The 20,714-nt window shown below is 42.5% G+C and carries 23 protein-coding genes and 1 tRNA gene; 18 read left to right on the top strand and 6 right to left on the bottom strand.

What is annotated here, in order from left to right; genetic code table 11:
* Positions 1 to 3: 3 nt before the first annotated feature.
* The gene (locus ACF3OH_RS03465; RefSeq protein WP_392455822.1) at positions 4 to 399 is read right to left on the bottom strand and encodes a small multi-drug export protein; all 396 of its coding nucleotides are present in this window, start codon (positions 397 to 399) and stop codon (positions 4 to 6) included.
* Positions 400 to 554: 155 nt separating this feature from the next.
* Here ACF3OH_RS03465 and ACF3OH_RS03470 point away from each other — a divergent pair, with 155 nt between their 5' ends.
* The 3 genes from ACF3OH_RS03470 (at position 555) to ACF3OH_RS03480 (ending at position 2,926) form a co-directional block, all read left to right on the top strand.
* A complete protein-coding gene (locus tag ACF3OH_RS03470; RefSeq protein ID WP_392455824.1) occupies positions 555 to 2,549 on the top strand; it encodes an ABC1 kinase family protein in 1,995 nt (664 codons plus the stop codon).
* A 103-nt stretch (positions 2,550 to 2,652) separates the two neighbouring features.
* Positions 2,653 to 2,725 (top strand) — tRNA-Ala (locus tag ACF3OH_RS03475).
* Between the two features lie 105 nt (positions 2,726 to 2,830).
* Positions 2,831 to 2,926, top strand: a complete 96-nt coding sequence (locus tag ACF3OH_RS03480) for a putative holin-like toxin (protein WP_239584934.1) — start codon at positions 2,831 to 2,833, stop codon at positions 2,924 to 2,926.
* 21 nt (positions 2,927 to 2,947) lie between these two features.
* Here the strand turns inward: ACF3OH_RS03480 and ACF3OH_RS03485 are convergent, their stop codons facing one another.
* Positions 2,948 to 3,271 carry a four-helix bundle copper-binding protein gene (locus ACF3OH_RS03485; protein WP_204590763.1) on the bottom strand — a complete coding sequence of 108 codons (324 nt, stop codon included), beginning with the start codon at positions 3,269 to 3,271 and terminating at the stop codon, positions 2,948 to 2,950.
* Positions 3,272 to 3,454: 183 nt separating this feature from the next.
* Between ACF3OH_RS03485 and ACF3OH_RS03490 the strand changes: the two genes are divergently transcribed.
* The 4 genes from ACF3OH_RS03490 to ACF3OH_RS03505 all read left to right on the top strand — a co-directional run bounded on the left by ACF3OH_RS03490 (position 3,455) and on the right by ACF3OH_RS03505 (position 7,780).
* On the top strand, positions 3,455 to 3,976 hold the full coding sequence (locus ACF3OH_RS03490; RefSeq protein WP_204590761.1) for a GyrI-like domain-containing protein: 522 nt from the start codon (positions 3,455 to 3,457) through the stop codon (positions 3,974 to 3,976).
* A gap of 282 nt (positions 3,977 to 4,258) precedes the next feature.
* Positions 4,259 to 5,542 carry an extracellular solute-binding protein gene (locus tag ACF3OH_RS03495; RefSeq protein WP_204590759.1) on the top strand — a complete coding sequence of 428 codons (1,284 nt, stop codon included), beginning with the start codon at positions 4,259 to 4,261 and terminating at the stop codon, positions 5,540 to 5,542.
* A gap of 112 nt (positions 5,543 to 5,654) precedes the next feature.
* Positions 5,655 to 6,938 carry a carbohydrate ABC transporter permease gene (locus ACF3OH_RS03500; RefSeq protein WP_204590757.1) on the top strand — a complete coding sequence of 428 codons (1,284 nt, stop codon included), beginning with the start codon at positions 5,655 to 5,657 and terminating at the stop codon, positions 6,936 to 6,938.
* Positions 6,938 to 7,780 (top strand): sugar ABC transporter permease, encoded by an 843-nt coding sequence (locus ACF3OH_RS03505; protein WP_204590755.1) that lies wholly within the window; start codon positions 6,938 to 6,940, stop codon positions 7,778 to 7,780. Before ACF3OH_RS03500 ends, ACF3OH_RS03505 begins: the two co-directional genes overlap by 1 nt.
* Positions 7,781 to 7,820: 40 nt before the next feature.
* Here the strand turns inward: ACF3OH_RS03505 and ACF3OH_RS03510 are convergent, their stop codons facing one another.
* Positions 7,821 to 8,291: a BsuPI-related putative proteinase inhibitor gene (locus ACF3OH_RS03510; protein ID WP_392455826.1), complete on the bottom strand. Its 471-nt coding sequence runs from the start codon at positions 8,289 to 8,291 to the stop codon at positions 7,821 to 7,823.
* A gap of 14 nt (positions 8,292 to 8,305) precedes the next feature.
* On the bottom strand, positions 8,306 to 9,373 hold the full coding sequence (locus ACF3OH_RS03515) for an acyltransferase family protein (protein WP_204590751.1): 1,068 nt from the start codon (positions 9,371 to 9,373) through the stop codon (positions 8,306 to 8,308).
* Between the two features lie 91 nt (positions 9,374 to 9,464).
* Here ACF3OH_RS03515 and ACF3OH_RS03520 point away from each other — a divergent pair, with 91 nt between their 5' ends.
* From ACF3OH_RS03520 to tsaD, 5 genes are read left to right on the top strand one after another with little or no spacing between them, the layout of a single operon-like run.
* Positions 9,465 to 10,082, top strand: coding sequence for an SGNH/GDSL hydrolase family protein (locus ACF3OH_RS03520; RefSeq protein WP_392455827.1), 618 nt, complete (start codon positions 9,465 to 9,467; stop codon positions 10,080 to 10,082).
* 60 nt (positions 10,083 to 10,142) lie between these two features.
* Positions 10,143 to 10,607 (top strand): tRNA (adenosine(37)-N6)-threonylcarbamoyltransferase complex ATPase subunit type 1 TsaE, encoded by a 465-nt coding sequence (gene tsaE, locus ACF3OH_RS03525; protein ID WP_392455828.1) that lies wholly within the window; start codon positions 10,143 to 10,145, stop codon positions 10,605 to 10,607.
* A complete protein-coding gene (gene tsaB / locus ACF3OH_RS03530) occupies positions 10,588 to 11,262 on the top strand; it encodes a tRNA (adenosine(37)-N6)-threonylcarbamoyltransferase complex dimerization subunit type 1 TsaB (RefSeq protein ID WP_392455829.1) in 675 nt (224 codons plus the stop codon). The genes tsaE and tsaB overlap by 20 nt, the downstream gene beginning before the upstream one ends.
* Entirely contained in the window at positions 11,255 to 11,710 is a 456-nt protein-coding gene (gene rimI, locus ACF3OH_RS03535; RefSeq protein WP_392455831.1) for a ribosomal protein S18-alanine N-acetyltransferase, read from the top strand. Before tsaB ends, rimI begins: the two co-directional genes overlap by 8 nt.
* Positions 11,707 to 12,723 (top strand): tRNA (adenosine(37)-N6)-threonylcarbamoyltransferase complex transferase subunit TsaD, encoded by a 1,017-nt coding sequence (gene tsaD, locus ACF3OH_RS03540; RefSeq protein ID WP_392455833.1) that lies wholly within the window; start codon positions 11,707 to 11,709, stop codon positions 12,721 to 12,723. Before rimI ends, tsaD begins: the two co-directional genes overlap by 4 nt.
* 336 nt (positions 12,724 to 13,059) lie before the next feature.
* Here the strand turns inward: tsaD and ACF3OH_RS03545 are convergent, their stop codons facing one another.
* Positions 13,060 to 14,991, bottom strand: a complete 1,932-nt coding sequence (locus tag ACF3OH_RS03545; RefSeq protein WP_392455834.1) for an ABC-F family ATP-binding cassette domain-containing protein — start codon at positions 14,989 to 14,991, stop codon at positions 13,060 to 13,062.
* Positions 14,992 to 15,110: 119 nt separating this feature from the next.
* Here ACF3OH_RS03545 and ACF3OH_RS03550 point away from each other — a divergent pair, with 119 nt between their 5' ends.
* From ACF3OH_RS03550 to tatC, 3 genes are all read left to right on the top strand, one after another.
* On the top strand, positions 15,111 to 15,746 hold the full coding sequence (locus ACF3OH_RS03550) for a redox-sensing transcriptional repressor Rex (protein ID WP_392455835.1): 636 nt from the start codon (positions 15,111 to 15,113) through the stop codon (positions 15,744 to 15,746).
* A 93-nt stretch (positions 15,747 to 15,839) separates the two neighbouring features.
* Complete coding sequence (locus ACF3OH_RS03555; RefSeq protein ID WP_204590738.1) at positions 15,840 to 16,034, top strand: twin-arginine translocase TatA/TatE family subunit; 195 nt, start codon at positions 15,840 to 15,842, stop codon at positions 16,032 to 16,034.
* A gap of 21 nt (positions 16,035 to 16,055) precedes the next feature.
* On the top strand, positions 16,056 to 16,823 hold the full coding sequence (tatC, locus tag ACF3OH_RS03560) for a twin-arginine translocase subunit TatC (RefSeq protein WP_392455836.1): 768 nt from the start codon (positions 16,056 to 16,058) through the stop codon (positions 16,821 to 16,823).
* Positions 16,824 to 16,848: 25 nt separating this feature from the next.
* Here tatC and ACF3OH_RS03565 read toward each other — a convergent pair whose 3' ends face one another.
* Positions 16,849 to 17,589 carry a CPBP family intramembrane glutamic endopeptidase gene (locus ACF3OH_RS03565; RefSeq protein WP_204590733.1) on the bottom strand — a complete coding sequence of 247 codons (741 nt, stop codon included), beginning with the start codon at positions 17,587 to 17,589 and terminating at the stop codon, positions 16,849 to 16,851.
* Between the two features lie 182 nt (positions 17,590 to 17,771).
* On the opposite strand from ACF3OH_RS03565, the gene groES reads away from it, so the two are divergent.
* From groES to ACF3OH_RS03580, 3 genes are all read left to right on the top strand, one after another.
* On the top strand, positions 17,772 to 18,056 hold the full coding sequence (gene groES / locus ACF3OH_RS03570; protein ID WP_204590731.1) for a co-chaperone GroES: 285 nt from the start codon (positions 17,772 to 17,774) through the stop codon (positions 18,054 to 18,056).
* A gap of 18 nt (positions 18,057 to 18,074) precedes the next feature.
* Complete coding sequence (gene groL / locus ACF3OH_RS03575; RefSeq protein WP_392455837.1) at positions 18,075 to 19,709, top strand: chaperonin GroEL; 1,635 nt, start codon at positions 18,075 to 18,077, stop codon at positions 19,707 to 19,709.
* 222 nt (positions 19,710 to 19,931) lie between these two features.
* Positions 19,932 to 20,681, top strand: coding sequence for a hypothetical protein (locus ACF3OH_RS03580; protein WP_392455838.1), 750 nt, complete (start codon positions 19,932 to 19,934; stop codon positions 20,679 to 20,681).
* The last annotated feature ends 33 nt before the right edge of the window (positions 20,682 to 20,714 follow it).

The raw sequence follows: 20,714 nt of genomic DNA on the forward strand, positions 1-20,714 counted from the left end.
CTCCTAAATGATTCTTCCAAAAATATCTAAACCAAATGCTGTCGCTAAGGCAAAAGCAAGACCCCAGAGAACAATACTAATGATCGACCAAAGGGTAGTATGACCTTTTGTTCCACCGACTAGTAAAGCTATGAAGGCCGCGACGTGTGTACCGATTAAAATTGGCCCTAGCATAATCATTCCAGGTAAGCCGTACTTTTTCCATAACTGCATTGCACGGTTACTTCGTTTTGAATTTGCAACAGGTTTTGACTTGCGTCGAGAAGCCAACCAAACCTGTAATTTTTCATAGCCAATAATCAATAAGAAAACCGTTAAAAGGTTTCCGACAACTGCAACAATCGTAACTAGAAAAGGATCGAGACCCGAGAGAATTCCAACAGGTATGACTAGTCCCATTTCTAACCAGGGTATGGCAGCGCCGAGGAAAACTAAAAAGTATTCAAAGATAAAAATCGACTCCCTTCAGAGTGTATAGTAAGTATACCATGGAAATAGAGCTTGTTATTCAGCTGACTATACGTGAAAATAGAGAAAACAAGGGAGGTGAGCGAATGAAAGTTGCAGGACTGTTACTAGTAACTGTTTTGATAGGAGTTTTCATTTATGCAATCAGTGGTCGATTGATGGGAACGCGAATTAACTTTGTCAAACGCTTTCTTGCCGTATTGATCAGTATGATTTTAACAACAGTTGTCTACTGGTATTCGTATTTACGCACAACGAACTTCTTGACGAATGATTTTTATGATATTGTGACGGATCCAAGTGCCATCATTTGGACGGGGAGCATGTTATTAATTGCGATGCTTTTGTACTTATTCTTTGAACTTTTTGACCCTCGTGCGCTCACAGAGCGTGGGAAGCCGTCATCTCATCATTCATTCTTCACACGGCTATTTGTCTATAGAAGACGTCAAAAGCGATTTCGAGCAGTACTTCAAATAGCAATGACAAATGGATTTACAAGGACTCTGCAGTATGCGAGGCATCGTGAGAATGAAGAGGAGCTAGCCCGGGCTTTTCGCGATACACTCGAACAAGCAGGCGGTATTTTCGTGAAGTTTGGACAAGTGTTATCAACACGATCTGAATTGTTTCCGCGTGCATTTATTCGTGAGCTCAGCAATCTCCAACAACATGTGACGCCACTTTCAAATGAACAAGTCGTGCGTCTTCTTGATGAAGCGTTACCTGGGACTACGGAGGATGTGTTTAGCGAATTTGATTATACGCCTCTCGCTGCTGCTTCAATTGGTCAGGTACATAAAGCGCGGCTCAAAGAGAGTGACGAAGTAGTGATTGTAAAGTTATTGCGGCCAGATGTTTCAGATATTATGGAAGACGATTTAGGCATCCTCATTGATTTTGCTGAGTGGATTTCTGAGCGGTCTGATTGGGCAGAGAGTATCGGATTCCGGGAACTGGCACATGGGTTTGCGGAAGGTTTGAAAGAGGAAATTGATTTTTCGATCGAAGTAAGGAATACGCTACAGATTGCCAAGACGGTCAATGCAAGTGTCTATCCTGTAAAAGTGCCTATGGTGTATACACGTTTTAGCAACAGCAAAATGATTGTTCAGGAATATGTGGAAGGTTGTACAGTGGCAGAGGTGGACGAGTTGATTATTCGTCACGATTTAGACCGCTATGAGCTTGCACAGACGATTTTATATTCGTTCTTTGAGCAAATGATAGGACCTGGTATATTCCACGCAGACCCGCATCCGGGAAATATATTTATCAATGGAAAGACCGGAGAGGCGACATTGCTTGATTTTGGGGCAGTCGGTAGATTACCGAACGAACAACAAGATGCGTTCCATTTGTTTTTATTGGGTCTTCATCAACAAGATGAGAGTGTCATTTACGATTCGCTGACGAAGATGATTTCAGATTCCGCGCATATTGATCGTATCCGACTAGAACAAGAAATTGGGCAGCTGTTGTTGCGTGTATCGTATATCGATAAGATTCCAACCCAAGAATTGATCTTCTCATTGTTTGCTCTGGTGAGAAAGCATGGCTTGCATTTCTATCCTTCTGTTGCGCAGGCTTTGCGTTCACTAGTGACGCTTGATGGGACATTGACAGCGATTCATCCAAGTTTTGATACATTTACAGAAGCCAAAGAGTTTTCAGAGCGCTATATGCATGAGATGTGGAAGAAGCCGTTTCAAGAACCGAAGCAGGTATGGAAAGAGTTTGAGGAAGAAATGGCACTTGCTTTACCAGCACTTCGTAAATTTCCAAGACGTATCGATCAGTTGATTAAGCGGGTGGAGAGTGGAAAAATAATTCTCCATCATGATATTTTCTCAGATAAAGCGAACAATCAATTTGTAACACTGTTGTTCTCTAAGTTTATTTTGTTGATGGTAGGTATTACGTTTGGAATCATCTCCGTTGCTTTATTGGCAATTGCACAAGTAGTAGAAACCGCATATGGAGTTTATTTAAATACAGTGTCGTATGTTGGATTGTTCTTGTGTGCGATTTTATTAGTACGCCTGTCTGTGCAGGCGATTCGGGATATTAAAAAGCTTTAAAATTTAAAGGAAGCAGACAAACTCATTGATATAGGGTTTGTCTGCTTTTTTGTTCTTGTTGTTTAAACGGTGTTCTGCTACTATCAAATAGTAGCTTGATTAAGGGGGCTTAGCTCAGCTGGGAGAGCGCTTGCATGGCATGCAAGAGGTCGTCGGTTCGATCCCGATAGTCTCCATCAAAACTTGGGAAAACTGCAAAACGGCGAAAAGCCGTTTTTCTTTTGTTGAAAATACGAACATATGTACGGTATAATGGGAACATAATTAAAGGAGTGAGGCGCATGACATTTTTTGAAGGAATCACGTTAATGATCGGGTTTGGCACACTCATCGTCAGTATACTGGCTCTCTCTTATTCATTTACGCAAAAAAAATAACTGCCCCGAAGGACAGCTCTACTATGCGACAGATCGGCAAGCCTCTGCACATTTTTTACAAGCTTCTGCACACGCTTGGCAGTGATCATGTGAATGATGCTCACACTCAGCAGCACAACGCTCGCAAATCTCAGCACAAACAGCTGCTAGTTCCTTCACAAAAGGAGAATTCCGCATAATGGCTTGTTCCAAGTACGAACAAAAATCAGCACACTCCCGATCGAGTCGAATACACTCTTTCATCATCGTGACATCTTCTTCTTGCAAACAAGCATCAAAACAATGGTTACAAGCAGCCGCACAATCATGAAGAGTCTGAAGTAAATCTTGATACGTAGAATTCATCCAATTCCTCCTCTATAGTAGTTACTATTTTGTTTCCCTTTTACGAAGCCGTTAAACATTTCCCAACATACCGAGCATTTATTGAAAAGTAGTAATTGGTATACTTGAAGTACGACCCCCTCAAATAAAAGTGGTATTTCGAATAATACTATATAAACTAATCGCAGATAAGGAGGCAAGAAAATGGTTCAAGCGGATACGACATATCAGGTGGAGGAAACAGTTATGATTCCGAAGATTGTGAAACGAAGTGCATTTACAATAGTAGGTTTTCAATTCGAAGCTAGCCTTTTAGAGGTAGAGCAGCTAAACCCGATACATAGTTATTTTAATGAATTGATACTGAACAAAGACTTGATTCAAAACCGGTTAAGTGATGAAGTCTTAGTTGTGCAATCCTATCCTTTAAAAGATAATTTCAATCCAAAAAAGGATCGATTCAAACATGTTATCGGGTATCGCGTGCAGCGTGCATTAGAACTACCTGAAAATATGGTGAGCTTGACCATCCCTTCTTGTGAATATATGAAGGTCAGACACACTGGAAGTTCTGCAACTATCCATGAAGTGCATGATTATTTATATTCGTATTGTGAGCAACAAAAGGACTATTCGCCACTAGGATTTGATATAGAAGAATGGCGCACAGATTATAATCCGTTCCAAGCTACTAATGAAATTGACGTACTGGTAGCTGTTCGATAACTCTTCCTCATTTTTGGCGAAGAGTTTTTCTTTGTAAAGTTCTGACATAGCTAAGGTTCAACTGAATCAAAAGGAGCAATTTGAAAAAGAATTGTAAAAAAGCATTGTAATATTGTGAATTCACGCTATAATAAAATTAAATTTATGCAAACGTTTTCACTGCTTTCACGTAGTTTCCGGATGAATTATAAAAATGCTTACATATCTGGACGATGTGAAATTTATTTATGAGCGGTGTGCAAACGCTTGCATGAGTGGGGAAAACCTAAGAGGAGGGGCATTATGAAAAAGAATTGGTTAGTTTTATTGCTAGTATTATTCGTAGCGATGATTGTTGCAGCTTGTGCACCAGATCGCGAAGAACAAGCTGAAGCACCAGAGGGGTCTACAAATACAGAAGAAGCAGCAACAGAAGAAAAGCCTGAAAAACTTGTTATCTGGGAAGATATCGACAAGTCTGCAGGTTGGTTAGAAGATGCAATTGCTTCATTTGAAGCAGAGCACGGCATTCAAGTTGAATTTAAAGAATTAAATATGGCAGACGCTATCCGTGATCAATTACGTTTAGATGGTCCTGCTGGAAATGCACCAGATATCGTAACACTTCCACACGATCAAATTGGTCAAGTTGTAACAGAGGGTCTAATTCAAGAAATCTCAGTTGAAGATGACGTATTAGCTCGTTACAGCGAGTCATCAGTATCAGCTCAAATGTACAATGGGGCTCTTTACGGATTACCAAAAGCTACTGAAACACCAGTATTTATTTATAACAAAGCATTGATGGACGAAGCTCCTGCAACGATGGACGAGCTTTACACATTCTCTAAAGATTTTACTTCAGGAGACAACTACGGTTTCCTAGCACTTTGGGATAACTTCTACTTCGCACACGCTGTACTAGGTGGTATGGGTGGCTATGTATTCGGTGAAGGTGCTGAAGGTCTTGACCGTGAAGATATCGGTCTAAACAACGAAGGCGCTGTTGAAGGTGCTGACTACATTCAACAATGGTACTCTGAGGGATTATTCCCAGCAGGTATCGTCGGTGAAACTGGTGGAGCAGCAATGGACGGCTTGTTCAACGAAGGTAAAGTGGCTTCAGTTATGAACGGACCATGGGCATTCCAAGGTATGCGTGACGCTGGAATCGACATCGGTGTAGCAGCAATGCCAACACTTCCAAACGGTGAGCCAATGAAAACATTCATGGGTGTTAAAGGGTGGAACGTAACATCATTCACTGAATACCCATACTGGTCAACAAAATTAATCGAACACTTAACAAGTGATGAAGTATCACTTGCGCGTTTCGAAGCAGTTTCTGAAATCCCAGCAAACGTAGCGCTAGTTGAAGAGCCTGCAATCGCTGACAACGAAGGCGCTAAAGCTGTAGCCCTTCAATCACAATACGCTGTGCCAATGCCAAACATCCCAGAGATGGGTGAGGTTTGGGGGCCAATGGCTTCAGCTCTACAAACAATCGCAACAAGCAAATCAGATTCGAAATCTGCTTTAGACGAAGCGGTTGATCAAATCAAAACAAACATCGAAACAAATCATTAATCCTAACACTTAGGAAAAGCGGGTAGGCATTCACGTGCCACCGCTTTTCCTTCCATTTTTTATACATATTCGAATTATGAACACGTGCACTGCACTTAGGAGGCTAGGCCGAATGAAAGAATCAACATCTTCCACAAAACACAGGAAAACGGCGATGCTGTTATCCTTAATTCCAGGGGTCGGGCAATTTTACAACAAACAAATTCTTAAAGGTCTTGTCTTTCTGATTTTGGCTGTTTCATTTGGCTCAGTATTTTTTCAATACATTGGTTTTGGTTACTGGGGCCTTATAACCCTTGGTGAAATTCCGAAGCTAGATCACTCCATTTTCTTATTGATTGATGGAATTATTGCTGTATTACTTACTTTAATGGGACTCGGGATTTACGCATTTAACCTTTATGATGCGTATCATAACGGAAAGCGTCGCGATCTAGGTGAAGGGGTCAATTCTGTTCGTCAGCAGTATCATAACCTGATTGACAATGGATTCCCGTATCTGATGATTTCACCGGGGTTCTTCTTGTTGATTTTCGTAGTTATTTTCCCGATTATCTTCGTATTATTATTAGCGTTTACGAACTATGATTTGTATCACTCCCCACCTGCAAACTTAGTGGACTGGGTAGGTATTCAAAACTTCAAAGACATCTTTACATTAGATGTCTGGCGTTCTACATTCTTCTCTGTATTGACTTGGACGATTGTGTGGACGTTTGGGGCAACGACGCTGCAAGTGGCACTTGGTATTTTCTTAGCCATCTTGATCAACCAAAAAGATTTAAAAGGAAAAGTTCTTTTCCGTACGATTATGATTTTGCCTTGGGCAGTACCATCATTCATTACAATCTTGATTTTCTCAGGAATGTTTAATGATACGTTTGGGGTCATCAACCGTGTGATCTTACCAATGATTGGTATGGATGCAATCCCGTGGATGACGAACGAAACATTTACGCGGATAGCATTGATTATGATTCAATCGTGGCTAGGCTTCCCGTTCATCTTCGCGATGACAACAGGTATCCTTCAGTCGATTCCAGAAGAGTTGTATGAAGCAGCGGACGTAGATGGAGCTTCTGTTTTCCAGAAGTTTTTCTCCATCACGTTACCACTTGTTTTGTACGCAACAGCACCTATTTTAATTACGCAATATACATTTAACTTTAATAACTTCAACGTAATCTTCCTGTTCAATGGAGGGGGACCTGCACTGCCGAGTCAGAATGCAGGGGGTACAGATATCTTGATCTCGTGGATCTACCGCTTGACGATGACCAGTGCCCAGTACGGAAAAGCAGCAGCTATCACGATGATACTTTCCATCATCGTTATCACTGTAGCTTTATGGCAGTTTAGAAGAACGAAGTCGTTCCAAGAGGAGGATATGATGTAATGTCGAAGAAACAAGGGAAATTAATTCGTTTGACAGTATCGTATCTAATCATCTTGACGATGTGTGCGATTGTATTGTATCCACTCCTATGGGTACTAGGTTCTTCATTTAACCCAGGGGATAGCTTGTCAGGGTCACGTATGATTCCTGAAAACCCAACATTAAAACATTATGCATTCTTGTTTGATTTAGAGCGTTCGAATTATTTGTTATGGTACTGGAATTCCATGAAGATCAGCTTACTGACGATGGTTCTTTCTGTAATTTTAGTATCGTTCACAGCCTATTCATTCTCACGTTACCGTTTTGTTGGACGTAAAAATGGTTTGATGACGTTCTTGATTCTTCAAATGATTCCTAACTTCGCTGCATTGATTGCCATCTTTGTTCTAGCGACACGCTTAGGATTGATCGATAGCCATTATGGATTAATTCTGTTTTATGTAGGTGGACAAATTCCGATGAGTACGTGGTTGATGAAAGGGTACTTGGATACGATTCCAAAAGACTTAGACGAGTCAGCACGTATGGACGGAGCGGGACACTTCCGTATCTTTATCCAGATTATCATGCCACTGGCTAAGCCGATCATCTCTGTTGTTGCGCTCTTTGCGTTTATTGCACCACTAGGAGACTTCATCATCGCGCGTATTTTATTACGTTCCAATGAGCAGTTTACACTAGCTGTTGGATTGTATGATTTGGTTGCGAAGCAGTTCGGGAATTCATTTACGACGTTCGCTGCAGGAGCAGTACTAGTCTCTGTGCCGATTGCCTTGTTGTTCTTAGCTTTCCAAAAGTATTTCGTTTCTGGCTTGACGGCTGGAGGAACGAAAGGGTAATAGAAAAAGCACTTCCCGCAGATCACCGGAAGTGCTTTTTTTATTGTCCAGACCACTCAAAATTTTCAATTGTCACTTTTTCACCATCGAATTGTTCAGCAAGTGACCAGACATCTAACTGGTACGTGCCTTCTGGAACAGACATCGCGGCAAGATCTGTTGAAAGTTCTAGAGGAAGCTCCCATGTATCTCCAGCAGCTACTGTTTGCTCAGTTAGTGCTTGAGTGAACATTTTATTCATGGAATACGTGTAGACGGTCTCACCCGCGTCATCAAGCAGTTGGTATTCGAATAATTGACCACTTGTAAATGAGAGTGTCACATCCTCATCCGTGCCATTCGTAATCACAAGTGTATACTCCCCATCTTGTTCTTGAAGTTGCTGTGTCAATTCATTTGTCATCTCTTCTCCTCCTTCGCCCGAAGTCTCTCCTTGTTCAGTTGAGCCACAAGCTATAAGTAAGAAAGTGAGCATGAGTAAACCGAGTAGAACTTGTAATTTCTTTGCCATGTGCGATTCCTCCTTTAGCCATTAGACTTGCTGACTCTTTTTTTCGTTACATAAAAGCGCGAAATATTTCCAAGCAACACTTCGCCATGAGGAATGAGCTTCTGTATGGCAATAGATGCGAGAATCGGGAAGACAATTCCTGCTACTGTGAATCCAATAGGTCCAAGTAAGAAATAATCGTTTAAAATCATGTACGTAAAGATATGCAAGTACATGATGGCGATCGAGTGTTTTTCAATGACTTGCATAGGCTTCATCTCAAACTTGCTAGCAAGCAATTGGAAAATCCAAACAAACGAGAGAATCATCGCAATTGGAATGATCAAGTCCAAGAAGAAATGGTTGTAGCGCAAGAATTTGAGACTCAAATGGTAATCGATCCAACCAATTTTATCGACCACAACAGCGATTGTTGTTACTGCTATGCCTGCAACACCTACTTTATGAGGTACCTCCAACCAAAACGTCTTCAAATAGCTTCCGATTGCAAAGTACACAACGGCAATAAATGCGACATCCAGGTTCCAAAGCATCGGAATCGTCTGGCTCGCTTCATCCGGTGCTCCCCCGACGACATCCATTGCCCAGAAGCTTTGGATATGTGCGATAGTATATAATAGAGCAAGAATCACCCATTGTGTGTAGCGTTTCGTATAGAGCGTCAAGAAAGTGAAAATCACATACGAGAAATAAAGAGTTGTAATAAACCAGATGACTCCGTATGCACCTCGGGCAAATCGTCCTCCAACGAAGATTTTCAAGAAATCTTCTGCATACCAACGCCAATCGAAGTTCAACGTAGCAAGCTCAATGGAATACCGAACGGTTGTGATTGCGATTAAGAAAAAGAAATACGGGAATAACAGTTGCATAAACCGTTTTGTTAGAGACCCTTTTGCGTCTTTTAACGAATGTACTTCTTTAAAGAAAATGCCGCTAAGTAAAAAGAAAGCTGGCATATGAAACCAATAAATATATTGAATCAATGGGAATGGCATGTCATGCGGGTAATGGCCAAGAACGACGAGTATCATCAAAAATCCTTTGGCAGCATCCAGCCAGTGAATCCGTTTTTTTGCCACGGATAATCCCCCTTTCTGAAACCTGGACGAAATGGTCCACACGATATAATACCATCATTACACGCCATCTGAAACCTGGAGGAAAGTCACTATGAAAATCGTACTATTTGGAGATAGCTTAACAGCACGTCATGAAGGACTCGATAAACCAATGATCAATGCGCACCTAGAACCACATTTTCCTGAACACCAGATTCGTAATAAAGGTGTTAGCGGAGACACAACTAATGATGCGATGAAGCGGCTACAAAAAGATGTGATAGCCGAACAGCCAGACCTTGTTGTCATCCAATTTGGTTCGAACGATTCATCAGCTCATAAACACGTTCCGCGTGAGATGTATAAAGCGAACCTGGAACAAATGGTCAAAGCGATTGGTCCAGACCGTTGTATCTTAGTGACCCCGCCACCTGTTGATGAGGACAAGCAGACGCAGCGCTCCAATCAAGTCATTGAAGCGTATGGAGAAGCTTTAAAAGAAGTGGTAGCGGAGTTCAATACAGGGTTTGCAGACTTATACGATGCATTCATCAAACAAACTGATATGAAAACAGCTTTAAAAGGACAAGATGATGACGGACTGCACTACGGAGAAGCGGGTTATAAAGTTGTGGAGCAGACTCTTGTGCCAGTCATCAGAGAACGTCTTCAAACGCTTCCAGAACGAAATCTCTCACTTTTTGAACGCGTCAGAAGCTGGTTTGCATAGGTGGCATCAAACAGCGCTTCATATTATAATGGAGAGCAGTGACTAGAACGGAGAATGACAATGCAACAATTTAACTTTACAACGTTACAACAAACAGAGCGCCATGCCCAAGCACTTGCAGACCGCATGTCAGGAGGCGAGGTCATCACGCTTGAAGGAGACCTAGGTGCTGGGAAGACGACATGGACAAAATACTTTGCAAAAGCGCTCGGTGTGGAAGGGACCGTTAACAGTCCAACGTTCACAATCATTAAAGAGTACGAGGGGAGAGTCCCTTTTTATCATATGGACGTATACCGTTTGGCAGACAGTGAAGAAGACCTTGGGTGGGAAGATTACTTCCGCCAAGACGCAGTCGCTGTTGTGGAGTGGGCACAGTATATCGAGTACGCTTTGCCGGATGAACGAATCGATATGACCATTCGATTTGCATCCACAGGCGAACGCGTCTGTGAAATGACGGGTACAACTCCCCGAATGAACCAATTGATTAAGGAGATGGCACATGATCTGGCTGGGAATTGATACATCGAATACACCACTGAGTGTGGCACTCGTTGAAGACGGGCAACTTTTGATTGAACATACGGATAGTTTTAAAACGACCCATTCGGTAGCTGCAATGCCGACTATCGAACGTATTATGAAAGAAGCGGGCATCACACCGGACCAGCTGTCAGCGATTGCTGTAGCGAAAGGACCTGGATCTTATACGGGCATTCGTATCGGAATGACCTTAGCGAAGACACTAGGTTGGTCACTCAACATTCCTGTCTATCCAGTGTCGAGTCTCGCGGTCCTTGCAACGCCTGGAAAGTGGTTTGACGGATTGACTGTTAGTGTGATGGATGCGCGACGCCAACACGTTTTTGCTGGTGTCTATGACAAACAAACGGTACTTACAGAAGCGCACCGCTCATTTGCAGACCTACTTGATTTTTTACACCAACAGGAACGGCCTGTTTTGTGGTGCGGACAAGATGCCAAGCTGTTTGAAGAAGCAATTTTGGCTTCCGGTCTGGTGTCGTATTTTGCAGGTGTTGGAGAGCAGCTACCACGTGCGTCTGAATTGATCAGTCTTGCACAAAAACTAGAACCAGCTACTTCCATCCACGAGCTCACACCGGACTATTTGCGGTTAACAGAAGCTGAAGTGAATTGGATGAAAGCCAATGACTGAGTTCATTACGTTTCGACGGATGACACTAGACGATGTGGATGCCGTTTGGGAACTAGAAAAAGAAGCATTCCCGACGCCTTGGTCACGAGAAGCGTTCGTCAATGAAATGCTCGCAAATCGTTTTGCTTATTATATTGTCGGAGAAAATCAGGCGTCTGAAGTGATTGCATTTTGTGGAATGTGGCTTGTGACAGATGAATGTCATATCACGAATGTAGCGGTGACGACTCGTGCTAGAGGGAACGGTTTTGGAGAAGCCTTGATGCGAGAAGCGATTCGCGTCACGCGCGAAAACGGTGGACGCGTTATGACACTCGAAGTGCGTGTCTCGAATGATACGGCGCAAAACCTCTACCGGAAGCTAGGTTTCCAAGAAGGCGGTATACGAAAAAATTATTATACGGATACGCATGAAGATGCGCTCGTAATGTGGGTGGAATTTACATGACATATATATTAGGAATTGAAACAAGTTGTGATGAGACTGCAGCTTCTATTGTAAAAGATGGAACAGTGATTGTCTCAAATGTGGTTGCTTCCCAAATTGAGAGCCATAAGCGTTTCGGAGGGGTCGTACCCGAAGTGGCGTCTCGCCATCACGTAGAGCAAATCACACTTGTCATAGAAGAAGCTCTGACGCAAGCAGCCATTGAGCCAAAAGAGTTAGACGCCGTCGCTGTGACAGAAGGTCCCGGACTTGTGGGTGCGCTTCTCATCGGTATCCAAGCTGCAAAAGCCTTTGCATTTGCACATCAGCTACCACTCATTGGCGTTCATCACATTGCTGGACATATTTATGCGAACGCACTAGAGAATCCAATGGAGTTTCCAATGCTCGCACTGGTCATCTCTGGAGGGCATACAGAACTGATCGTCATGCAAGAAGATGGTCACTTTGAAAAAATCGGAGAGACACGTGATGATGCAGCAGGCGAAGCGTATGATAAAGTAGCCCGCGTACTATCACTTCCATATCCAGGTGGACCTCATATCGACCGTCTTGCGTCTGAGAGTGACGGAGCAGTCGATTTCCCCCGCGTCTGGTTGGAAGAAGGTTCGTATGATTTCAGTTTCAGTGGTTTGAAGTCTGCCGTCATCAACTACCAACATAATTTGCAACAAAAAGGCCAAGAGATCAACCCATCACATGTCGCTGCAGGCTTTCAGCAAAGTGTAGTAGAAGTTGTCGTTGAGAAGACGCGCCGAGCAGCGAAAGAGTATGGCGTGAAACAAGTGATTGCAGCAGGAGGGGTTGCTGCGAACAAAGGGCTACGTAAGGCGTTGGAAACAACTTTCGCAGAAGCGGATGTGCCATTTTATGTACCTAGCCTTTCGTTGTGCACGGATAATGCAGCCATGATAGCAGCAGCGGGATATTCTAAATTTATAGCAGGTGCTCGAAGCGATTATGCAATGAATGGGCGACCTGGCATGCCACTTTCGAGCTGGAATGGACTGTAGAGAAATTCTCTACGGTCTTTTTTATTACAAAGATTACAGTCTTTGATCAAATGTGACATCATTCGTCAAGAGGGAACATCTGTACTTATGCACAATTTGTGGGTAACTTGTGCATAACTATGGATAACACAATATATAGTGGGTGTATTTTGTGTACGAAACTGCAAAACCACAAAAAACACATGTGGATAATGTGTATAAGTCTGTTGATAGTTTATTTAAAGCCATTTTCAATGTGTGCAAATCTGTGGAAAAAAACTTTCTTAAATTGCCTCTTGACCAATATGTAGATGCTTCTTGTCGAATAAAAAAGAACCAGCACGAATGCTGGTCCTGTTACAACGTTTCAAGCTCTTCTTGCAACTCAAGCCACTCCATTGACAGGGTGTCATGCTCGTCTTGTATGACTTCAAGTTCTGCATTGAGCGATGCTACTTGTTCGTGGTCACCGAATACTTCCGGTTTGCATAGCTCCTCTTCAATCACTGCTTTCTTTTGTTCGAGAACGGCTAGTTGATCTTCGAGCTCTGTTACACGACGCGTGATTTGACGTTCGCGTTTTTTCGCAGACTTATCAATCTGTGTTGTCGTGACAACAGGAGTAGGAGTAGATTGGTTTGCTTCTATCTGAGCTAGCTGTTTCAGTTCGAGCTCTTCTTCTTTCTTTTCTAGATAATAATCGTAATCACCTAAATAGACATGACTGCCTGTAGGCGAGAGCTCCACAACTTTTGTGGCAATACGGTTGATAAAGTACCGGTCATGAGAAACAAACAATAGTGTTCCCGGAAAATCGAGCAGGGCATTCTCGAGGACTTCTTTGCTATCAAGATCCAAGTGGTTCGTTGGCTCATCCAACACAAGTGTATTCGCTTTTAACAGCATTAATTTTGCTAGAGCAAGTCGTCCTTTTTCTCCTCCAGATAAAGAAGTGACAGGTTTCAGCACATCGTCACCTGAAAACAAGAAGCGACCAAGAGCGTTTCGCACGTCTTTTTCATTTAACATCGGCCACTCGTCCCAAAGCTCTTGCAGGACAGACTTGGATGATTTTAAATCTGCCTGATCTTGATCGTAATAGCCAAATTGTACATTGGTTCCGTAATGAACCGTACCTTCAAAAGCAGGTACTTTTTTCATCACTGTCTTCAGCAACGTCGATTTGCCGATTCCGTTCGGACCAATCAGCGCGATGCGGTCTTTCTTATAAATAGGAAACGTAATGCCAGATGCGACTTGTTTAGATTCGTAGCCAATAGCAAGATTGTCGATACGAAGTACATCATTGCCACTTTCACGTTCGATGGAGAAGCCAAAAGATGCAGACTTTTCATCGCCAGCAGGAGAGTCCATCCAATCGGTCTTTTCCAATACTTTACGTCGTGACTGGGCCATCTTCGTTGTAGAAGCACGTGCCAAGTTACGACTGATGAAATCTTCAAGTTTCGCTTTTTCTTCTTGTTGGCGTTCAAAGGTCTTCACATCTTTTTCGTAATCCAGCGCCTTTTGTTCAAGGTACGCAGAATAGTTTCCGACATAACGGGTCATTTTCCGGCGTGAGATCTCGTACACGAGATTCGTCACTTGATCTAAAAAGTAGCGGTCATGGGAGACGATGACAATAGAGCCCGGGTAGTTCTTCAAATAATTTTCTAAAAAGCCGAGCGTTTCAATATCCAAGTGGTTGGTTGGCTCGTCTAAAAGCAGCAAGTCCGGCTGAATGAGCAGTTGTTTTGCGAGCGCTAAACGGGTCCGTTGTCCACCGGAGAGGGACTGCACAGGTTTGTCATAGTCTTCTGGGTAGAACTGAAGTCCGTGTAAAATGGACCGTGTGTCACTTTCATAGCGGAAGCCGCCTGCGTCTTTAAAGTCTTGTTGTAGTCGGTCATAGTCTTGCGTCACTTTTGCATAAAGTTCCGGGTTGTTGTAAACGTCCGGGTCGGCCATTTGGTGCTCAAGTTCGCGCAGTGTAGCCTCTTGTTTTTTGATGGGTTCGAACACAGTCATCATCTCAGCCCAAATGGATAGGGGACTGTCGAGACCAGAGTGTTGCTCCAAATAGCCAAATGTCTTGTTTTTTGGCATGACGATTTCTCCGGAGTCGTAACTCATCTCACCTGCAATAATTTTCAAAAGCGTTGATTTTCCTGCACCATTGCGGCCGACTAGTGCGACACGCTCACGTTCTTTGACTTCTAATTTACAATTGATCAAAACCTCTTCGCCTGCGAAGGATTTTGTTATATTTTGTACTTGTAGTACGATCATGCGACCACCTCTATTCTCTTCTATAAGTGTACTGGATAGTACGCCACTCGGCAATGTGCCTGCTTTACAGGAAACTCAGCTAGGTGTAAGATAAAGCTGATTTACAGGAGGCGAACAGAGTGACAGCTGACAAACAAAAAATACCTCAGGCAACGACAAAGCGTCTGCCTTTATATTATCGATTTTTGCAAAACTTTCATAAAGCCGGACAGACCCGCGTATCGTCTCAAGAACTGAGCGATGCGATGAATATCGATTCTGCAACGATCCGTCGGGACTTCTCGCACTTCGGGGCACTTGGAAAGAAAGGCTATGGCTATGATGTCGAGCATCTCTTGCAGTTTTTCCGCCAAACACTCGATCAAGATGAGGCCACAAATGTTGCTTTGATTGGTGTGGGAAACTTAGGGACAGCATTTTTAAATTACAATTTCCACAAGAACCACAACACACGGATTGTCGTCGCCTTTGATACACACGCGCCACTTGAAGGAGAAACGAAGTCAGGAATTCCTGTTTTTCATCCCGATGTATTAGAAGACAAGATTCATGAATTCGGAATCGAGTTATGTATTTTAACAGTTCCGAGTCGAACGGCACAACAGACAGCTGAACGGCTTGAAGCGACAGGGATTAAGGGGATTCTGAACTTTACACCTGTCCGTTTGAACGTCAGTCCTTCGATTCGTGTACAGACGATTGATTTATCTGTTGAATTGCAGACGCTGATTTATATGATTCGTAATCACAGTTGACGTTAAACTGTCACATCTGGGGTCTGTGTAGAAATAGCAAATTGCTAGTAAATGATGTAAGATGAAGGCATACTACTTAAGGAGGTGCCCGCAATGGGAGCAGGTCCAATTAGCTTAATTGTTATTGGTATCGTTGCACTTCTTTTGTTCGGGCCGAAAAAATTACCAGAGCTTGGACGCGCTATGGGTTCAACTTTGCGTGAATTTAAAACGGCTACAAAAGGCTTAGCAGATGACGACGATGATGATGTTAAAAAAGTAGATCCACCGAAATCTGACGTGAAGTAAGTTAAGTTAGGATGTTCTTTCATGAATAATAATGAATTTACAGTGGTGGAACATTTAGATGAGCTCCGAAAACGGTTGTTTGTTATGGTCTTCTTCCTAACGATTGCTGTGATTGGTAGCTTTTTTTTAGCGAAACCATTGATAAACTATTTACAAAATGCGGAACCCGCTCAAAATATTACGTTAAATGCTTTACAGGTCGTTGATCCATTTTTGATTTACCTGAAAGTAGTGTTGTTTCTAGCCTTTACGTTTACGTCTCCGATTATCTCGTACCAACTGTGGGCATTTGTAAGCCCAGGACTGCAAGAGCAGGAGCGACGTGCCACACTGAGCTATATCCCGTTCGCTTTTCTATTGTTTCTTGGCGGGGTATCGTTCTCGTATTTCTTGTTGTTCCCTTACCTCATGACGTTTATGACGGGACTTGCAACAGAACTTGGAATTACACAGATTATCAGTATCAACGATTACTTTAATTTCATTTTCCAGATTACGATTCCGTTTGGGATAATCTTTCAACTCCCCATCGTGTTGTTATTTTTGACGCGACTCGGTCTTGTGAATCCACAGATGCTCGTAAAAGCACGGAAGATGGCATACTTTGTGCTCTTCATTATTGCCGCGTTTATCACACCACCGGATTTGATTTCGCACTTGTTCACGTCGGTACCGCTGTTCATATTATATGAGATCAGTATCGCGATTTCGCGTGTCGGGTACCGGAAGTATTTGGCGGCTGAGGCAAAACGAAAGCTTGAAGAACAGCAACTTCATCAGACGAAGTAAAAGACCATCCGCGGATGGTCTTTTTTTATGTCAGGAATTGAATGAAGAACTGGATGAACAATTGGCCTTGGCGTTCTGCAAAGCGTTCTAAGTCTTCTCTAAAGAATTGAACGAGGACAACAAATCCGTTCAACAGCATGTGTGCAATGATGGATGCTGCAATGCGTTTTGTTTTGTAGTAAATAAACGCGAATATAAAACCAGAGACCGAATACAGTAGAATGTGGCTCAGTTCAAAGTGAATGATCCCGAACATCACGGAACTGATGAGTGCTGCAATAAAGAAATTGGTCTTTGGAAGCAGCATGCCGAATAAGATACGACGGAACAAGATTTCTTCTAAAATTGGTGCGAAAATTGCAATCGCAAAAATGACGACAGGCACCGAGCGTGCGATTTCGATGAACAGTGCTGTATTTTCAGAACCTGGTTCAATTCCAATCAATTGCTCAATCCAAGCAGCACCTGCTTGTCCAAACAGCACCATGAAGAATCCTGCGATACCCCAGCCAAGTACGCCAAAGTTCGAGGCGGGTTTCGGGCCAAGTGGTTTTAGAAATGTTTTATCTTTTCGAATGAAATAGAAGAAGATAATTACTGCTGCGAGCATGCTAGAAAAGATCCACCAGCCGACTGCTTGCATCCTAGGGTCTTCTACACCCATGCTTTCAAAGAGAAAGAGGAGCGGGATTGGGCCGACTGCACCTGCGAGTTGCATGATGACGTAGGTAATCAGCAAAGAGAATGCTATTTTTTGATGTGACATGTATAGGTAAGTCCTTTCTGAGCTGTGGTTCTTCTATTGTAACGCATGAAAAAAATTTAGCCAAAAATTCACCTTCTGACTTGCAATCGTTCCTGTCGTTTATTATTATAAGAATTGTGTTAGCACTCTGTGAGTGAGAGTGCTAATAAATCATTTACCATTTATCAGGGAGGTCGTTTCATTTGTTAAAACCACTAGGTGATCGTATTGTTATCGAATTAGTCGAGGCAGAAGAAAAAACAGCTTCAGGTATTGTACTTCCAGATTCTGCGAAGGAAAAGCCACAAGAAGGTAAAGTACTTGCTGTCGGTACGGGTCGCACCCTTGATAACGGCACACGTGCTGAATTAGATGTGCAGGTTGGGGATCGCGTCTTGTATTCAAAATACGCAGGAACAGAAGTAAAGTACGACGGTAAAGAACTACTTATTCTTCGTGAAGCTGATATTTTAGCGGTTATCCAATAACAAGGAGGAACATCAATTATGGCAAAAGAAATTAAATTTAGTGAAGACGCACGTAGCGCAATGCTTCGTGGTGTAGATAAATTAGCAGATGCAGTAAAAGTAACGCTTGGGCCAAAAGGGCGCAACGTCGTTTTAGAAAAGAAATTTGGTTCACCACTCATCACAAATGATGGTGTAACGATTGCAAAAGACATCGAGCTTGAAGATGCGTTTGAAAACATGGGCGCAAAGCTTGTAGCAGAAGTAGCTTCAAAAACAAACGATATCGCAGGGGACGGTACGACAACTGCAACAGTCCTAGCACAAGCGATGATTCGTGAAGGTTTGAAAAACGTAACAGCTGGCGCTAACCCAGTTGGTATCCGTAAAGGGATCGATAAAGCAGTTGCAGCAGCTATTACAGAATTAAAAACAATCTCTAAAGAAATCGAAGGCAAAGAGTCGATTGCACAAGTTGCTTCTATCTCTTCTGGCGATAATGAAGTCGGCGAATTGATCGCAGAAGCGATGGAGCGCGTTGGAAACGATGGCGTCATCACAATCGAAGAATCAAAAGGATTCACGACTGAGCTAGACGTCGTAGAAGGTATGCAGTTTGACCGCGGATATGCGTCTCCTTATATGGTGACGGATTCTGATAAGATGGAAGCGGTCCTTGAAAATCCATATATCTTAGTAACGGATAAAAAGATTGCAAGCATTCAAGAAATCCTACCAGTGCTTGAGCAAGTCGTACAACAATCAAAACCACTTCTATTGATCTCTGAGGATGTGGAAGGCGAAGCACTAGCCACTCTAGTTGTGAACAAATTACGTGGAACATTCAATGCAGTAGCAGTTAAAGCTCCTGGATTCGGTGACCGTCGTAAAGCGATGCTTGAAGATATCGCAACATTAACTGGTGCAGAAGTGATCACAGAAGACCTAGGTCTTGATCTGAAATCAGCGAACATCACACAACTTGGTCGTGCTGCGAAAGTCGTGGTTACAAAAGAAAACACGACAATCGTTGAAGGTGCTGGAGACTCTGACCGCATTGCAGGTCGCGTCAACCAAATCCGTGCACAATTAGAAGAAACAACTTCTGAGTTCGACAAAGAGAAGCTTCAAGAGCGTCTAGCGAAACTTGCTGGCGGTGTTGCAGTAATCAAAGTCGGAGCAGCTACTGAAACAGAATTAAAAGAGCGTAAACTTCGCATTGAAGATGCTTTGAATGCTACGCGTGCAGCTGTTGAAGAAGGAATCGTATCCGGTGGAGGTACAGCTTTAGTTAACGTCTACAACAAAGTAGCAGAAACTTTAGATACAGTAGAAGGCGACGTAGCAACTGGAGTGCGCATCGTGTTACGTGCTCTAGAAGAGCCAGTGCGTCAAATCGCTACAAACGCAGGTCTTGAAGGTTCTATCGTTGTAGACCGCTTGAAGCGTGAAGAAATCGGTATCGGTTTCAACGCAGCAACAGGTGAATGGGTGAACATGATGGATGCAGGTATTGTGGATCCAACGAAAGTAACGCGTTCAGCTTTACAAAACGCAGCTTCAGTCGCTTCTCTGTTCTTAACAACAGAGGCAGTCGTTGCAGATATTCCAGAGCCAGCTGGTGGCGGTATGCCAGATATAGGCGGCATGGGTGGAATGGGCGGCATGATGTAACATTAATGAAAAAAATGAGAGAGAAACCCTCGTGTATCAAGGGTTTCTCTCTTTTAATTCTGTCCGGTAAATTATAAATGTTAATAGATCTGGAAAAGAAGTGATTATTTACCTGTCGAAAGCTAAATTTTAGTATTATACTTACAATATTAAAGATATTTTTTCTAATAAGCTTATTGTCAATATACTATCAGCAAAGAATATATTATTGGGGGGGAAATTATGACTTTACATACTATAGAGACTGGGTTGGAACTCGGAAGTAGGTTTTTATCTAAAGAAACAGCATATTTTCTGGGAATGTTATTGGCAGATGAACAAATAAAGTTTCAGAATGATATTTACTGGCAGGCTTCTGTAAGACACAACCCGACACACTTTACTCAACAACAATTGGAAGACCATTTAATCTTTATCAAAAGAATTGCTCGCTCACTTTCTAAAGATAGTTTCACCCACTTAACGGACTTTTATAAAGAACAAGATGTTCCTATAATGAAATTTAATGCAGGGAAAAAAGGAATAATAACTTTGTTCAAACAGACAGCTACTATATATTCTATCGATGACTTCATTCAAGATATAACGGTTCCATTGCTTGCTTCTGGGGAGGATGTCCAAAGAGCTTTTTTAGTTGGTGTTTTTGATGGCAGAGGTTCATATGACAAAACTGCAAAATTTGTCGTAGTAGACTATGATGGCGAGAATACTGAAGGATTGATGAGAAGAGTATTGAATAATCTTCGTATCGAAACTAACTTGAATGCATTAGCTTCAGCAAGAGTAAGGAAAGGGAGTTCTTCGGCTTCTCGTAAGAAGCAGATACGCATTAAACACGAAAGTTTCCTTAAAAGTATTGGATTCATTTCACCTGTACGATATCAGAAGGCTACAGTAGATATTTCTCCAGAATTCAGAACATGTAAGAACCCTAATATTCTCCCGGGCTTAAAGGGGATTGAACAAGTTTAATCTTTGTTACTACAAATTACTTCTTGGTAGGAA

The organism is Chryseomicrobium aureum (genome assembly GCF_043182735.1).
In the GTDB taxonomy this organism is placed as follows: domain Bacteria; phylum Bacillota; class Bacilli; order Bacillales_A; family Planococcaceae; genus Chryseomicrobium; species Chryseomicrobium aureum.

Coding starts and splice junctions, on each gene's coding strand:
- ACF3OH_RS03465 (WP_392455822.1), bottom strand. CDS start 399: ATGGGACTAGTCATACCTGTTGGAATTCTCTCGGGTCTCGATCCTTTT.
- ACF3OH_RS03470 (WP_392455824.1), top strand. CDS start 555: ATGAAAGTTGCAGGACTGTTACTAGTAACTGTTTTGATAGGAGTTTTC.
- ACF3OH_RS03480 (WP_239584934.1), top strand. CDS start 2,831: ATGACATTTTTTGAAGGAATCACGTTAATGATCGGGTTTGGCACACTC.
- ACF3OH_RS03485 (WP_204590763.1), bottom strand. CDS start 3,271: ATGAATTCTACGTATCAAGATTTACTTCAGACTCTTCATGATTGTGCG.
- ACF3OH_RS03490 (WP_204590761.1), top strand. CDS start 3,455: ATGGTTCAAGCGGATACGACATATCAGGTGGAGGAAACAGTTATGATT.
- ACF3OH_RS03495 (WP_204590759.1), top strand. CDS start 4,259: ATGAAAAAGAATTGGTTAGTTTTATTGCTAGTATTATTCGTAGCGATG.
- ACF3OH_RS03500 (WP_204590757.1), top strand. CDS start 5,655: ATGAAAGAATCAACATCTTCCACAAAACACAGGAAAACGGCGATGCTG.
- ACF3OH_RS03505 (WP_204590755.1), top strand. CDS start 6,938: ATGTCGAAGAAACAAGGGAAATTAATTCGTTTGACAGTATCGTATCTA.
- ACF3OH_RS03510 (WP_392455826.1), bottom strand. CDS start 8,291: ATGGCAAAGAAATTACAAGTTCTACTCGGTTTACTCATGCTCACTTTC.
- ACF3OH_RS03520 (WP_392455827.1), top strand. CDS start 9,465: ATGAAAATCGTACTATTTGGAGATAGCTTAACAGCACGTCATGAAGGA.
- tsaE (WP_392455828.1), top strand. CDS start 10,143: ATGCAACAATTTAACTTTACAACGTTACAACAAACAGAGCGCCATGCC.
- tsaB (WP_392455829.1), top strand. CDS start 10,588: ATGATCTGGCTGGGAATTGATACATCGAATACACCACTGAGTGTGGCA.
- rimI (WP_392455831.1), top strand. CDS start 11,255: ATGACTGAGTTCATTACGTTTCGACGGATGACACTAGACGATGTGGAT.
- tsaD (WP_392455833.1), top strand. CDS start 11,707: ATGACATATATATTAGGAATTGAAACAAGTTGTGATGAGACTGCAGCT.
- ACF3OH_RS03545 (WP_392455834.1), bottom strand. CDS start 14,991: ATGATCGTACTACAAGTACAAAATATAACAAAATCCTTCGCAGGCGAA.
- ACF3OH_RS03555 (WP_204590738.1), top strand. CDS start 15,840: ATGGGAGCAGGTCCAATTAGCTTAATTGTTATTGGTATCGTTGCACTT.
- tatC (WP_392455836.1), top strand. CDS start 16,056: ATGAATAATAATGAATTTACAGTGGTGGAACATTTAGATGAGCTCCGA.
- ACF3OH_RS03565 (WP_204590733.1), bottom strand. CDS start 17,589: ATGTCACATCAAAAAATAGCATTCTCTTTGCTGATTACCTACGTCATC.
- groL (WP_392455837.1), top strand. CDS start 18,075: ATGGCAAAAGAAATTAAATTTAGTGAAGACGCACGTAGCGCAATGCTT.
- ACF3OH_RS03580 (WP_392455838.1), top strand. CDS start 19,932: ATGACTTTACATACTATAGAGACTGGGTTGGAACTCGGAAGTAGGTTT.